Annotated in this window: 13 protein-coding genes; 8 read left to right on the forward strand and 5 right to left on the reverse strand. The window is 54.9% G+C overall.

Annotated elements, in window-relative coordinates:
- Positions 1–13 precede the first annotated feature (13 nt).
- Complete coding sequence (locus C2U47_RS09210) at positions 14–448, forward strand: SufE family protein (protein WP_049636415.1); 435 nt, start codon at positions 14–16, stop codon at positions 446–448.
- 21 nt (positions 449–469) lie between these two features.
- Here the strand turns inward: C2U47_RS09210 and tcdA are convergent, their stop codons facing one another.
- Positions 470–1306: a tRNA cyclic N6-threonylcarbamoyladenosine(37) synthase TcdA gene (tcdA, locus tag C2U47_RS09215; protein WP_049636414.1), complete on the reverse strand. Its 837-nt coding sequence runs from the start codon at positions 1304–1306 to the stop codon at positions 470–472.
- A 416-nt stretch (positions 1307–1722) separates the two neighbouring features.
- Between tcdA and C2U47_RS09220 the strand changes: the two genes are divergently transcribed.
- The 3 genes from C2U47_RS09220 to C2U47_RS09230 all read left to right on the forward strand — a co-directional run bounded on the left by C2U47_RS09220 (position 1723) and on the right by C2U47_RS09230 (position 7914).
- Complete coding sequence (locus C2U47_RS09220; RefSeq protein WP_158657398.1) at positions 1723–2340, forward strand: hypothetical protein; 618 nt, start codon at positions 1723–1725, stop codon at positions 2338–2340.
- 106 nt (positions 2341–2446) lie between these two features.
- A complete protein-coding gene (locus C2U47_RS09225) occupies positions 2447–4567 on the forward strand; it encodes a hypothetical protein (RefSeq protein ID WP_158657399.1) in 2121 nt (706 codons plus the stop codon).
- Entirely contained in the window at positions 4552–7914 is a 3363-nt protein-coding gene (locus C2U47_RS09230; RefSeq protein ID WP_103261599.1) for a tyrosine-type recombinase/integrase, read from the forward strand. The genes C2U47_RS09225 and C2U47_RS09230 overlap by 16 nt, the downstream gene beginning before the upstream one ends.
- Positions 7915–8019: 105 nt before the next feature.
- Here C2U47_RS09230 and C2U47_RS22845 read toward each other — a convergent pair whose 3' ends face one another.
- The 4 genes from C2U47_RS22845 to C2U47_RS09245 form a co-directional block, all read right to left on the reverse strand.
- A complete protein-coding gene (locus tag C2U47_RS22845) occupies positions 8020–8175 on the reverse strand; it encodes a hypothetical protein (protein ID WP_158657400.1) in 156 nt (51 codons plus the stop codon).
- A gap of 171 nt (positions 8176–8346) precedes the next feature.
- Positions 8347–9213, reverse strand: coding sequence for an HD domain-containing protein (locus C2U47_RS09235; RefSeq protein WP_052448053.1), 867 nt, complete (start codon positions 9211–9213; stop codon positions 8347–8349).
- Positions 9210–10388, reverse strand: a complete 1179-nt coding sequence (locus C2U47_RS09240; RefSeq protein WP_041997612.1) for an Arm DNA-binding domain-containing protein — start codon at positions 10386–10388, stop codon at positions 9210–9212. Before C2U47_RS09240 ends, C2U47_RS09235 begins: the two co-directional genes overlap by 4 nt.
- Before the next feature lie 9 nt (positions 10389–10397).
- Positions 10398–10610 carry a hypothetical protein gene (locus C2U47_RS09245; RefSeq protein WP_041997613.1) on the reverse strand — a complete coding sequence of 71 codons (213 nt, stop codon included), beginning with the start codon at positions 10608–10610 and terminating at the stop codon, positions 10398–10400.
- A gap of 145 nt (positions 10611–10755) precedes the next feature.
- Between C2U47_RS09245 and C2U47_RS09250 the strand changes: the two genes are divergently transcribed.
- The 4 genes from C2U47_RS09250 to C2U47_RS09265 all read left to right on the forward strand — a co-directional run bounded on the left by C2U47_RS09250 (position 10756) and on the right by C2U47_RS09265 (position 13393).
- Positions 10756–10998 (forward strand): helix-turn-helix domain-containing protein, encoded by a 243-nt coding sequence (locus C2U47_RS09250; RefSeq protein ID WP_041997615.1) that lies wholly within the window; start codon positions 10756–10758, stop codon positions 10996–10998.
- Positions 10999–11034: 36 nt separating this feature from the next.
- Complete coding sequence (locus tag C2U47_RS22850) at positions 11035–11619, forward strand: hypothetical protein (RefSeq protein ID WP_158657401.1); 585 nt, start codon at positions 11035–11037, stop codon at positions 11617–11619.
- Positions 11619–12011: a hypothetical protein gene (locus C2U47_RS09260; protein ID WP_233735871.1), complete on the forward strand. Its 393-nt coding sequence runs from the start codon at positions 11619–11621 to the stop codon at positions 12009–12011. The genes C2U47_RS22850 and C2U47_RS09260 overlap by 1 nt, the downstream gene beginning before the upstream one ends.
- Positions 12012–12256: 245 nt before the next feature.
- A complete protein-coding gene (locus C2U47_RS09265) occupies positions 12257–13393 on the forward strand; it encodes an ISAs1-like element ISAs12 family transposase (protein WP_021141311.1) in 1137 nt (378 codons plus the stop codon).

Consider the following 13393-nt stretch of genomic DNA (forward strand, 5'->3'; position numbering starts at 1 on the left):
GGCAGACAATCCAATGAACAGCCTCGCAACCTATACCCGGATCGGCCTTGAGCCCGATGCCGATACCATCCGCCAGCAGTTTGCGGCGGCGAACGGCTGGGAGAACCAGTACCGCCTCATCATACAGCTCGGCAAACTGCTGCCTGCACTGCCCGGCGAATGGCAGCAGGAGGCATTTCGCCTCAAGGGGTGTGAGAGCCAGGCTTGGTTGAAAGGGGAGAAAGGTGAGGATGGTAACTGGCACTTTGCTTGCGATTCCGATGCCCGCATCGTGCGCGGTCTGATTGTCATCGTGCTGGCCGCACTCAACCACCAACCCGCAGCGACGATCCACTCCTTCGACATGGAGGACTATTTCACCGAACTGGGGCTGGAGAAACACTTGAGCCCGTCGCGGGGCAACGGGCTCAGAGCTATCGTGTTGGCAATCCGGGGGCTGGCCGTCTAACCAGCCTTGTCCAGTGGTCGATCAGGCTGCGCCAATCGACCCTGTGTCTTCATTCCCGGCCTCTTTCTCGGCACGGGCTCCCCGCTCTGCAATCTTCTTCAATACCCGGGAAGCCGCGACCAAGCCAAAGGTGGCCGTCACCGGCGTCACGGCACCGAAGCCGGAGGCGCAATCCATCTTCATATTGCCGTCGCTGGCCGCCTTGGCCTGGCAGGTGCCGCCATTGCCATCCGGATAACTCAGCTGCTCGGTTGAGAAGACACACTCCACCCCGAATTTGCGCGCCGGATTCTTGCTGAAGTTGTGCAGTCGGCGCAGGTCGGAGCGCACCTTGGCGGCCAGCGGATCCTGAATGGTCTTGGCCAGGTCGGCCACGGTGATCTGGGTCGGGTCCATCTGCCCGCCGGCACCGCCCGCCACGATCACCGGGATCTTGTTGCGCTTGCAGAAGGCAATCAGCGCCACCTTGGCCTTGACCGAGTCGATGGCATCCACCACATAGTCAAACTCCCGCTTGATATGCTCGCCCAGGTTGTCGGCGGTGACGAAGTCATCCACCTCGATCACCTCGCAATCCGGGTTGATGGCACGGATACGCTCGGCCATCACCTCCGTCTTGAGACGGCCGACGGTGCCCTGCATGGCATGGATCTGGCGATTGGTGTTGGTGATGCAGATATCATCCATGTCGATCAGGGTGATCTGGTTGATGCCGGCCCGAGCCAGCGCCTCGGCCGCCCAGGAGCCGACGCCACCGATCCCGACCACGCAGACTTTCGCCTGGCTGAAAGAGCCAAGGGCACGCTGGCCATAAAGACGGGCAATGCCCCCGAATCGCTGTAGATACTCTGCTTTCATACCACCACCTTGCTTGAGGGCGGCCATTATAGCGGCAACCTCTCTCAGGGGCGATGATCGGATGATAGCGGTGTTGATGAGAGGGAAAAGGAGTGCGGTATCGGAAACGAAAAAAAGCCCAGTCGTTAGACTGGGCTTTTTAAGTAGTGGCGGAGCGGACGGGACTCGAACCCGCGACCCCCGGCGTGACAGGCCGTTCCAGCCAGATTACCTCTATTTCACTTATGTGGCATTAAATGTAATCAATTGTTTTTTAATGACAATTACCTTTGACATTCGGTTTTACCATTAAGAACAATTTACGCCACATACGTGGTCACGGTCACAAAATCTCGATATTTTAATGATCAATATTTGATCACGAATTTGCGGGGCGTTAGTCTCAAAATAGGCCAATCACCATTTTGAGGTGTCTGATGAGTGAGCCGATGACCCTATCCCGCGCTGATCCGACTCTCCGTTTCTCTATCCATCCGCTCGCCCACGCAGCGTATCAGTGGATCCTCACCTACCCCCGTCTCGTCTCTTGGAAAAACCTGCCCAGCGGGCTGACCAGCCAATTGCTTCGGCAACCATTACAGGGCGTCATGTTTTACCAGCAGGGTAAAAACAGAAAAATGCGCCCGACAGAATTTCTGCTGTTTGCCCCATTGTGGCCGGCGCTGTACTGGGAGGCTCCCTATCCGCCGGAGGGCACGCTGCTCATTCATAACACCCCATCCCACGTCTCCAACGATGCCGACATTGAACAACAGGCGTGGGCCAGCGCCCTCAGCCTGCTCGTTATGAGCATCGACAGCAGAGAACTCGCCGCTTTGCGAGAGAGTTTTCAGGCCCAACTGCCCCGGCATATGGCACAGTATTTTTTCGACAAGTCGCAGGTGAGCGATGCCGACCTTTGCCTATGGACGGGGTGTAGCCGGGGCACGCTGGTCCAGCAACGCCGACGAGCGGTCAGCAACACTCCGGTCGCCAACCCCCTCGCTGATCCGATTGCGCTACTCGACACCGACTGGAGTCCGGACCATGGATGAGAGGCCCCCTCTAGATCAGGAGCGTTACCACAGACGACTGTGTCACCTGTCCCACGTGGTATGCCCAAAGCTTCTACCGTCCACATTGCGCTTGACCACCTTCGCGATGCTCAAGTGGCTGATGGGAAACATGCCAGATGATTACTGGCACCGTTACGGAGATTTGGAACGCTGGGCAAGCCATCCACGCTATCGGGTGAACCCCAGTGCTCTTAACATAAAAACTCCATTTGAGGCTTGTCACTACCTCAGGCGACAGCAATTACTGACCGAGTGCGGATTCGCCGCTGCGATCAATATCACTTCCCCCTCGGCTTGGTCAGATGACGATCGCGATCACTATCGACGTTACCAGCAACTGGTCATCGTGAGTTGTCTACAGTTACACCTCATCGGTGATCATGACTCCGCCATCGAAAACGCGCTGCGGGAGATCCGTCTGATCGCTACCGAAGCACGGCACACACCGGTGCTGCAAGAACTGCCGGATATGGCGGCTCACCCAGATCTGGCGACACTCATCACGACGCTACGTGCCAACCGCCAACACGCGCTATCGCCGCTCATCGAGCGAGGGCTTGGTTTTCTGTGTGTGGTCATCAACGATGCCTATCGCCTGGCAAAAGGCATCACTCGCTATCGCAGGTCAAAGAAACTGCCCGTCGCCGAGCACTATGTCCAATTGATTCAGCTAGAAAAAACTGATGACACTGACATCGTGATCGAAGAGCTAGTTATGCGACCAGGGCCTAATGGAGAGCCGATCGATGAGCTGCCTTTCGCTCTTGATACCAAGACCGTGCGCATCCACGACCCCAGCTCTCCGCACCGCTCACCATTTTTACGCGCCGAATTGAACAAGCGAGTCACCGAACAGCTGGCAGTGCGTCAGCTGTCGCTTCCGTGTAGCTTCGAGCAGGCCAGTGATTGGGATATCGAGCATCTGGTGAGGGATGCCGTCAACAAAGGGGACCCGACTGGACACTGGCTATTGCTAGCTCTCGTATGCGGCGGTATACCTGGTGGCCTGGCAACAGGCCGGAGTTTACAGGTCATAAAAGGTCAGCTCTGCCTCGTCATTGAACACAAGGTACCAGCAAGTACACTGGATGAGCGGCTACATGCTCTGCTGCCCCCCACCCACTCACGTGTCGTTCTGCCGCTCCCAATGGTGTTACAACATTTGGCTGTCAATGCACCGTCCCCGAGCGAAAAGTTGTTAAAAAAGCACCTTACGCTTATCAACGAACGCCACCAAACCCGGCTAACCCTGGGGCGAGTCACTCGTTATCTGGAGCACTGGTATATCAACCAAGGCTTCGATCTGATGCAGGTGGCGCTCGTCCGTGGTCAGGACTACAAGAGGCGCCCGGCACTGGCGTACAGCAATACCCCCACCGACCAGGTGACCAAGCACCATCGAGCCTATCTACAGTTTTTGTTTAACTTGGCGGGACTGGATGCGGGTCTGCCGCCAGCCCGTAGCATCCCTGCCACGGTTGGCAGTAGTCTGCTCCTGCCGGGCAAGGTGCTGCATAACCTGTTTAACCGGCTGTTAATACCGCCACCGGCCCCCAAGCGTGATGCAGCCCTTGAGGAGGCGGCAAGCTTTCACAATCACTACCTTTGCTACGTGTGGGCACTGCTGACGTTTGTAACTGGTCACCGAGATGTGACTGCTCCACTGGGATCGTTCGCTGACTACAACCCCATCACGCGTACATGGTGGATAAGCGATAAAGAGATCCGTAATGGGCTGGCGGCTCGGACCTTGGTGATCCCTGTCACCGCCGCTCGCCAGGTCGCACTTTACCAAGCCCATTTACATGCCCTGGGTCAACGCTACCGACTTCTGCATCGCGGGCTGGCACAGCGCTGCGATGCCGCACTTGATGGCAGCAAAAATCTGCTGTTTTTCATCCTTCATGACAGTCAGGGTCATCTGCTGCCTCAGGATCCCACACCCAGCAACCTCAATCAGCAACTAGGTAACCGCCTGCCGATCCAGCACAACTGGGCTCGCCACCATCTACGCAGCGTCCTGCTGCGCAGCGAACTGGCACCGTCAGTGATCGATGGCTGGATGGGGCACGAGGAGATCGGCGAGTCGATATTCGGTCGCCACAGCTGCCTGTCCATCCAGACTCTGCAACACGTTGCCGACCTCATTGAAGCACATTTGAATTTTCACCAGATTGAGGCAAGGGCAGGATGGCAAATCCTCTGATCCTATCACCGCGGCGCCGTGAGCTGATGGTACAACTTGGCCGAGATAAGCGTCGACAGGACCGTAAAGATGAGGCCGAAGTGGTGATCACCCAGGCCATCAAGATCTTTCGTCATCATCTGCCAGAGATGTTGGAAGAATCTCCCTGTACTGACCGATTTGAACGGTTGTGGCCAGACATTGATGCCCAACTGCGGCAAGATCTAAAGACCCTGCACGCCTACCGCTTTGCCTACTCGGTTATCTGCCAGAAACTGGAGATGGGGAACCGGCAGGGAATCTGGTGCATTGCGATCCCCCCTCCTTACTTGACTGTGCGACGCCCTCACCCATTTCGCTCCGAGCATTGGCACCAAGCGACTATCACTATGGCCAACGCAGCTCATACTTGGCGCACCACATTGAGTGAACCGACCCAAGACCCCGACCGGTTATTCGCCCGTTTGCTCGTATGCGGAATCCTCTATGGCGGGCTCAATCGCCCCTATTTGTGGCTCGCCATGGGGCGTGCATTGCTCGAAATCCAGCCGCTGTCCGGTAATCATGAACTAACTTGGATCACCCTAACCCTCGAGCCTGGCGAGCTTCCCAGTAACAGCTATTACCGTCATGACGAACACGATGGTAATGCAGAACACAACGAGATACACCAGACAGGTATACGGGCCATCACCCAAGTGAATTACATGCCTGACCCAATCAGCCTCGGTATATTGCGGCAGTTTCTCAAACATCGTCCCGCAACTTGGTGCTCTCCAACCAAACAGGCAGAGTGCCTTGGATTGTTGCAAAAGGAATTGGGAGCAGAGATCAGCCAGCAAGCGCTCTGCAGAGGAGCCATCGGCTTAACCGAACATCAGCTTGGTACTGAACTCCCGCAGGTACTGCTGGAATATGCAGCAGGACGAGCCCCAAGTGCATCCCTTCCTCTCGCATACTGGCACCGGCTGCTCCAACCTCGCCTGTACCCAGCCAACCAGGACACCTATCAGAAATTTAACTCTCTAGAAAGCGTGGCGAAATGGCCAATGGCAAGCACCAGCCAGCCATCGCAAAAACCCTATCTGCTAGATGAATTAAGAGCGATTTTTCGACAAGACCCAGCCGCGCCCAAGGGCCCGAAAACCATCATCACGGAACTCGATGCTCTTGGGAACACGAGTGCCCTTACGCTCAGCGAACAAGTGCTAGTCAGCTGGTTGCTGTCATTGCTTCTGACACGCCGTTTGGCCCCGTCGACTGCTCAGCGCTACCTCGAAAGCATCGGCAAGGAGTGGTTATCGATGACCGCACAACTACCGCTTGCAAGCTACGATGGCATCGATTTTACCGAACTCTATCACAGCATTCTTAACCGCCCACGCAGCCAATATCAGCGTGACTTCATGGCAGGCCGCCTTCAGGACATGCATGTCTTCGCCGTCGAGGCGTTTGATATGGCAGCGCTACCAGAATCACTTGCAACCGGCGAGAAGAAAATCCCCCATGTCAGCGCAGCCATAGTCGATGAGCCCCTCTTTGCCGGTTTGCTGGCACAGGTCGATTGCTTCATCGATACCGACGTTACTCTGCGGATGATGCTTAAATCCTTTCTTATCATGGCCTATCGCACCGGTTTGCGCCCCGGAGAACTCGCCAAGTTGCGGCTAATGGATGTTGAGCCCTCCCCCATCGGGTGGCTTTTTGTCCGCAACAACCGCCACGGTCATAACAAGACCGATGCGGCACTGCGCAAAGTACCACTTTACCCCATGCTCACCGGCAATGAGCGCGATCTCCTCAAACGCTATATTGGCGAGCGACGGATGCAGGCGGATAGCAACAAGGAGTTGCTGTTCCACGCTGCGGGCAATCCCCACGAGCGGGTCAACCTGCAACAGATATCCCTGATGGTCAGGTCTGTACTCTACCAACTCAGTGGCGGCCTTCATTATCGACTCTACCACCTGCGTCACAGCTGTTTTTCTCGGATGCAGTTGCTGCTGCACCACGATCTGGTGTCCTTGCCAGACATTGTCCAGCGAGCCTTGTTGCCCTACCCCGACACACAACGCGAGGAGATTGTCCGCCTGATCGCAGGCCAGCATCGCCTGCGGGATCGCTATATGGCGCTCGCAGTGATGGCTGGGCACAGCAGTCCCGAGATCACACTGAATCACTACCTGCACTTCACCGACCTGTTACTTGGCTGCCACCTAGCATGCAACCAAACCCCGCTCTCCAGGCAAGAGAGCCAATATCTGTTTGGTATATCGACCCACAAGCAACGCACACTAGACTGCGAACAGGAAAAACCAACGCCCCTGACCCCGGCTAAGCTGATGCCCCACCTACTGAAAAGGCTGGGAGCCTATCAGGCAACACCACCGCGCCAAGTGCGGCAAGGCATCAAGGCGAAAACCCTCGCCGATGCAAACCGAGCCAGTCATTACGTGCAGAGTGAAGCCGTCCTCAAGCATCTTGAAAAAGGAAAGGATCGACGGGAGATAGCCAGCCAATTTGGCTTGAGCGAAGAGTTGCTGGCGACTTGGCATGCGAGCGCAATCGAGCTAGGCAATCTGGTGACACAAAAAGCCCGCTCACGGTTGATTCCCCGCAACCGGCAGCGACAACTGCTCCCGGCTGAACTCGGCACAACCGCAGAGAAACATGCACTGGCTGACGTCTTGAAAGTCTGCCAAGCCATGAGAAAGAGACCCAAACAGATGGCCGAGTTCAGGTGGGCCATCCGCTATTGCCTGACCAACTCAAACAGCTCCCATGCCGGGATCAAATTCACCTCTCCAAAAATCTTCCGCCGCTTTATGACCTTTGTCAGCAAGTTATATCCCTGGTCTCAGTGGCGACTTGATCTCCACGTGCCCCAAGATAAACCTGCCAAACGCTGGCACCTTCATCCAGCGCTGGCCGTCGAGCGCAGCACGCTGCGCAAAGTGCAGCAGTTTCCCCAAGGCTATGCCTACTTATACCTAAACCACCCCAAGGAGGAATTATGCCAGGCGGGCCATTCATCACCGATGTTGCGCTATCTGTTTCATCGCTTTGCCATAATCCTATTCAAGGCGACCAGCATCCGCCGCTGGCAAATTGGCGATTCACAAAATCTGCAACGCATCGCAAAACTGGCCGACACCAATCCAATGACGTACGAGGTACTGATGGAGATTGACAGGATGAGCCGTGACATGACGCACTATGAAATGGCGCTATGTGGGTCATTATTCCATGAGGCTCTACAGAGGGCTGATGAGGATGTTTACAGGGATGTCGTAGAGCAACTATATGAAGAAGGCCGTCAACGCGCCGCCGAATGGTCTGTTGCTCAGGATGAACCCCGATGGGATTAGCCAGGCAAGCTCATTTTGGCGCGGCTCTGAAAAGTGGGGGTCATCCCCGCCCATTGGGCCCGCCCCTCTCACGGGCTGAGCTCAAATTCCCTAACCCAATTGGTTTCAGGATCCTGCCCCACTCTTTTCATCGAAATTATTGGGTGTCTGGGTTGTCTGTTTTTTCAGCTTTCTGCCCTCAAGGTAGAGATATCCAGCAGCAAAGGCGATCAGCTCCATGGCTAGAAAGAAGATACTGAGAGTGACGATGCTCGAGCTCATACATGCTCCTTGTTGCATAAATCAAACAGGATAGTCCCTGAACCCCAAGGGATGCTGAAAGTATCCTGCCGATATGTAGTCCCTGCAAGTTGCCCAAGGCGCCGCAAACAGTCGGGCGCTGTGGCCCTCTCGGCACATCCTGCTGTCAACGGCAGTCAGAGCTTCGAGATCTCAGTCCAACCGTTTGTAGACCTGATCGCCATAAGGCGATTTGACAAACCAGTAATAGGCCGGGACCTCGGTGAAAGCCCGTCGCCAGTTGTGTACATCCATAGACAATCGATCACAGATATGAACCATCTGGGCTGGCAGATAGGCCTCCGACTGCCGACCAATTTTGATGGAAAGGCAAGAACTGATGGCCTCAAACAGCTTGGGCGCCTCCTGACTGAGGCGGGCCAGCGGCTCGGCCAGCACCATGAAATTGAACGACTCATGTTGCCCCACGACCCCGTTCCCGCTTGTGTTGTTGTAGAACAGGTGGATCTTGCCGATGTCATGCAGAAGACCGCCGATAAAGGCCACGCTGGTGCTAATCGGGCCGACTTGATGCTGCATGCAGAGCGCCGAGGCGGTGATTGCCACCTCATGACTGTGCTCAAGCAGTCCACCGGTATGGTGATGATGGTACTGGTTGCTCGCCTTGCCGGTGAAGAAGGGCCACATGATGCGATCATCAAGCAGCACGGCGAGGTAGAATCGCCGCAGGGCCGCATCCGGTAAATAAGCGAGCATCCCCCAGATATCCGACAAGATGGCATGTTGTTTGTCTGCCAGCCATGAAAATTGCTGCTCAATGTCGTCACGACGCACCTCAACAGGCAACGGCATGAAGGTCATCAATCGAGGCACTTCCTCGCGATTCATCTCCAGCAGCAACCACTGCCCAGCCGGCACCACATCGGCCAGCAGCTCACCGCTGACATCGACATGGCGACCCCCTTTCAGGAAAGTCAAACGCCACACGCCAGCACTAGGCAAGCCGTGAATCAGCTCGGCCCACACCAGCGTCAAGTTAAACGGGGATGTGAATTTCATACCTCATCCTCCAGATCAAGTTCACCGTCCAGCAGTTGTTCGAAAGCGGCACCATCCCGACCGACTAGATTGGGCACATAGCGCGAATAGACCCGAAACAGCATGCTGGTCGTGGAATGACCCAGCTGGCGGGCAATCCACTCCGGATTTTCGCCGGCGGCCAGCCACAGAGTGGCAGCCGTATGGCGAGTCTGATAAGGGTTGCGCTTTTCAAGCTTCAGATTGGCCAACAATGGGTACCAGACACGCTGAGCCACATTGCGGTGGTTGAGTGGCTCACCGTTGCGAGCACAAAACACGAAGGTACTTTTCTCGCCCGAGAACCCCCACTGTTCACGCAAGGCCTCATAGACTCGCTGGCTCATTGCGATGGTGCGGTGAGATCCACTGGTCTTGGTGGGCCCGACTTTACCCCTGACCAAGGACTGGTGAATATGAATAAGGCGGGCGCCAAAATCCACATTGTCCCAACAAAGCCCATCGATCTCACCCGTGCGCATGCCAGTGAAGAAACGCACCGTGAAATAGGGACGATAGTCCGCCCGTACCTTGGTCAGAATGAGTTGCACCTCCTCTAGGGTAAACGGCAGGACTTGCGCCCTAGGCATCGGCAGGGCCTTGATATTGCGCCACGGGCTATCAAACTCGAACCGCTCGGCCGCCTCGTTCAAGATGAGGCGCAGGTAGGTCATGATGTGGTTGATACGGGAAGCCGACAGCGCCCGTTCGTTCTGCCCACCCGGCTCACACAAGCGCAACCGAAACGCCAAGATCTGTTGCTTGGTGATGGCAGCTAACAGCTGCTCACCCATGGCCGGAATCAGGTGACAGCGTAAAATGCCATCCACCGTTTCAATTTGGCTCTCCCGCCACTCGACCCGTTTTTCATCGAGCCATAGCTCGGCGAAGGCGGAGAAAATCATCCGCGCACCAGAGGCCTTCTGCCGACTCAGTCTCTCCATGGCCACATACTTCTCAACCTTGGGACTGTTGGGAAAGTGATGCCCATAGTCAAAGGTACCGATACGGATCTGTTGCTCTATTAAGCAGAGCACCTTATTGAGCTTCTGCCGGTTAGCCTGGGTATCAGCCAACGTGGTTTGCTCCCGACAGCGGACCCCCCTGTAACGAAAGTCCAGATAAAGCTTGCCATTACGGCTATTTATCGAGCCCATCGCACCACCTCACTTCAAGCTAGCAATGAGATCGTGGGCTGCTGCTCCTTGCAGCATGGACTCCTCTACCCGCTCCCAGATGTAGAGAATTTTTCGCCCACCAAACGGACGGATGTAATGCACGCCCTCGAACAGCACAGCGTCTTTCAGACTCTGGCGGATTGTTCGCACGTCGTATTTGATCCGTGATGAGAGCTCTTCGGTTGTCAGATAGGTACTCATATCTCGCCTCCAAGTGAATCACAAATGAGTCATTTCGCTCGCGCAAGATGAATATAAATCACGCAATGTAGTTGTCAATGCTTTTTTTGCATCATGCATGATTCATTTGGTAGGCTATGTGAAAAATACTCGCTATGGATAAGTCATGATTAGGATCCTGCTCATCAAGCTACTTGACGAAAAATCGTTCCAAGAAAAGCGCCGCATAACTCTCTCTGAAGTGAGCGAAAAAACAGGGATCAGTCGGGCAACCCTGACCCGGATCGCCAACGTGCCTGGTAATGTCACCAATACCGATACAATCAATGCGTTGTGTAAATATTTTGGATGCCAGCCTGGAGAGTTGTTGAGGTATGTCGAGGAGGAGGACAGTCCTGCGGGGGAGTGAAATATAAGTTCCGGTCCCGCCCTCTTGATGGCTCTCATGCAGAAGGTAGAGTCTGAACTTTTATTTCTTAAGGGTTATTCAGTGCAGCTCAACGACGCCTGCAGCGATTACTTCACCTTCGAGATGCTGTTTCACTGCAGTGATACTTGGCTGCGAGTTCAATGCCCCAATCTCCCCCTACAAGTTGAGAGCTGGCAGGCCTATCGCGAACTGGCCATAGAGATCTTGGATCCGGTGGTGCGACAATACGGGCAACCCCGGCTCACCTATGGTTTTTGCGGCACTGAGCTGCGCAGGGCCATTCTGACCAATCAATCGCCAGGCATCGCTCCAGGGCTCGATCAACATGCGGCCTGTGAACTCAATCAGCGAGGAAGAGTTATCTGTCCTCGGCAAGGGGCCGCAGTTGATCTGATATACCCAGGGAAAAACAGCTATCAGGTAGCCCTTTGGTTGGCGCAGCACACCCCGTTTGATCGTCTCTATCTCTATGGCCCAGACCGGCCACTGCATATCAGCTATGGGCCCGAACAAAACCGCGCCTTGGTCGAACTCACCACTCACCATGGAAGACGAATGCCCAAGCGGCTGACACTCACCCAACTCAAAGGAATGTGCTGATGCTGACCCCCGAGCGCTTCACGCAACTGGTCGCGGCCCTGCCATACAAAAAAGTGCTGCCCGACGCGGTCTATCTGCACAAAGAGACCCTGGCCACGACCAGCCCACAGCTCTACCGTTTTGTCTGTGCGGTAGCACAAGCGCTCAAACTCCCGGAGTGTGAATGGGATCTGGTCAAGTTGGCAAAGCAGGACTTTCGGCTGTCACTGCTCAGCTACCCCACCTTCTTCGAAGAGGCCTACCCCAGCCTCAAGCAGAGCGTGACCGTTGATCTGGCCAAACTAAGCCATACCATTACCCGCTACGACAACCAGGATAATCCCCCCATTCTGCATCGCAAAGAGTTCATGCTGACCCCAGGGCGAGATCGTGAACATTTTGTTAAAAATTAAAAATAGTTTTTTGCCTACAAAACAAATACTTATAGGCCTGTGATATGCAGTTAACTTTATAGTCAGGATCGCCTTCACACTTTTTAATCGTCACTGCACGTCATTTCAGCTCAAAAAATGCGCATGAAATCCAAAAAATGATAATTTCCATGATTTCCATAGTTAACAATTTGCTCACATCCTCACCCTGAAATTTGACCTGGTGATCCGGCTGTGATCTCATGCTCCTTTTCAGGAGTGCTCTCATGTCTATTGATGCCGTTTTCGCTCAGTTCTTCGACAATATTCACGACCCTCGCCAGCATGCCAAGATTTATTATCCCTTCTACGATGTCCTGTTTCTCACCGTCTGTGCCGTGATCGGCGGGGCTGAGGGCTGGGAAGATATTGAGGATTTCGGCGAGGTTCATCTTCCCTGGTTTCAATCCAAGGGACTGTTTAAAAACGGCATTCCTGTCCATGACACCATTGCCAGGATCATCTCCGGCATCAAACCAGAGCCGTTTCAGGCCGCCTTTGTGCGGTGGACTCAAGCCATTAACCAGCACACCGATGGCGCCCTGGTCGCTATCGATGGCAAAACCCTGCGCAGTTCCTATGACCGTGAGGATCGAACGTCGACCATTCACATGGTCAGTGCCTATGCCGCCGCCAATAAGCTGGTGCTCGGACAGATAAAAACCGACGCCAAGTCCAATGAAATTACCGCTATTCCCGAGTTGCTGGCGCTGCTCGACATCAAAGGCTGCCTGGTATCCATCGATGCGATGGGGTGCCAGACCGAGATCGCCGAGACCATCCTTCAGCAAGGTGGCGATTACTTATTGGCCGTCAAAGGCAACCAACCCAAGTTGTTCGAGGCGGTTCGACAGGCCCTCGCCCCGCTGGCGGCCACCCCGTTATGCGCAGAGACGATGACGCTTGAGAAGGCTCATGGCCGCATCGATGGTCGTGAGTACCATGTCATGGCGGCGGGCGAGTTGGCCGCCCAGTTTCCTCATTGGAAACAGTTGCACAGCATTGGCGTGGCCATCTCCTATCGCGTTGAAAATATGCAAAAAATTACCATAGAGCAGCGTTATTTCATCAGTTCCAAAGCGTTGGTGCAGGATGAGTTTGCGCGAGCGGTGCGTGGGCACTGGGCCATCGAAAATAGCCTGCACTGGGTGCTGGACGTCACGATGGGCGAGGATGATTGCCCGATTTATCGCGGTGATGCCGCAGAGATTTTGGCGTGCATCCGGCACATGGGGCTGAACATGCTCAGGGCCGAGACTTCACGCAAGGCGAGCGTAAGACGGAAGCAAAAAATCGCAGGAATGAGCAGTGAATATCTGGAAACGGTACTCAATGCGGGTCTCAAAAAACTGGGTGAAATTTAA

This window comes from Aeromonas sp. ASNIH7, assembly GCF_002903485.1.
GTDB lineage: Bacteria > Pseudomonadota > Gammaproteobacteria > Enterobacterales > Aeromonadaceae > Aeromonas > Aeromonas caviae.

What these genes read in the sequence shown, in the direction of transcription:
- C2U47_RS09210 (WP_049636415.1), top strand. Translation starts at nt 14, where the DNA reads ATGAACAGCCTCGCAACCTATACCCGGATCGGCCTTGAGCCCGATGCC.
- tcdA (WP_049636414.1), bottom strand. Translation starts at nt 1,306, where the DNA reads ATGAAAGCAGAGTATCTACAGCGATTCGGGGGCATTGCCCGTCTTTAT.
- C2U47_RS09220 (WP_158657398.1), top strand. Translation starts at nt 1,723, where the DNA reads ATGAGTGAGCCGATGACCCTATCCCGCGCTGATCCGACTCTCCGTTTC.
- C2U47_RS09225 (WP_158657399.1), top strand. Translation starts at nt 2,447, where the DNA reads ATGCTCAAGTGGCTGATGGGAAACATGCCAGATGATTACTGGCACCGT.
- C2U47_RS09230 (WP_103261599.1), top strand. Translation starts at nt 4,552, where the DNA reads ATGGCAAATCCTCTGATCCTATCACCGCGGCGCCGTGAGCTGATGGTA.
- C2U47_RS22845 (WP_158657400.1), bottom strand. Translation starts at nt 8,175, where the DNA reads ATGAGCTCGAGCATCGTCACTCTCAGTATCTTCTTTCTAGCCATGGAG.
- C2U47_RS09235 (WP_052448053.1), bottom strand. Translation starts at nt 9,213, where the DNA reads ATGAAATTCACATCCCCGTTTAACTTGACGCTGGTGTGGGCCGAGCTG.
- C2U47_RS09240 (WP_041997612.1), bottom strand. Translation starts at nt 10,388, where the DNA reads ATGGGCTCGATAAATAGCCGTAATGGCAAGCTTTATCTGGACTTTCGT.
- C2U47_RS09245 (WP_041997613.1), bottom strand. Translation starts at nt 10,610, where the DNA reads ATGAGTACCTATCTGACAACCGAAGAGCTCTCATCACGGATCAAATAC.
- C2U47_RS09250 (WP_041997615.1), top strand. Translation starts at nt 10,756, where the DNA reads ATGATTAGGATCCTGCTCATCAAGCTACTTGACGAAAAATCGTTCCAA.
- C2U47_RS22850 (WP_158657401.1), top strand. Translation starts at nt 11,035, where the DNA reads ATGCAGAAGGTAGAGTCTGAACTTTTATTTCTTAAGGGTTATTCAGTG.
- C2U47_RS09260 (WP_233735871.1), top strand. Translation starts at nt 11,619, where the DNA reads ATGCTGACCCCCGAGCGCTTCACGCAACTGGTCGCGGCCCTGCCATAC.
- C2U47_RS09265 (WP_021141311.1), top strand. Translation starts at nt 12,257, where the DNA reads ATGTCTATTGATGCCGTTTTCGCTCAGTTCTTCGACAATATTCACGAC.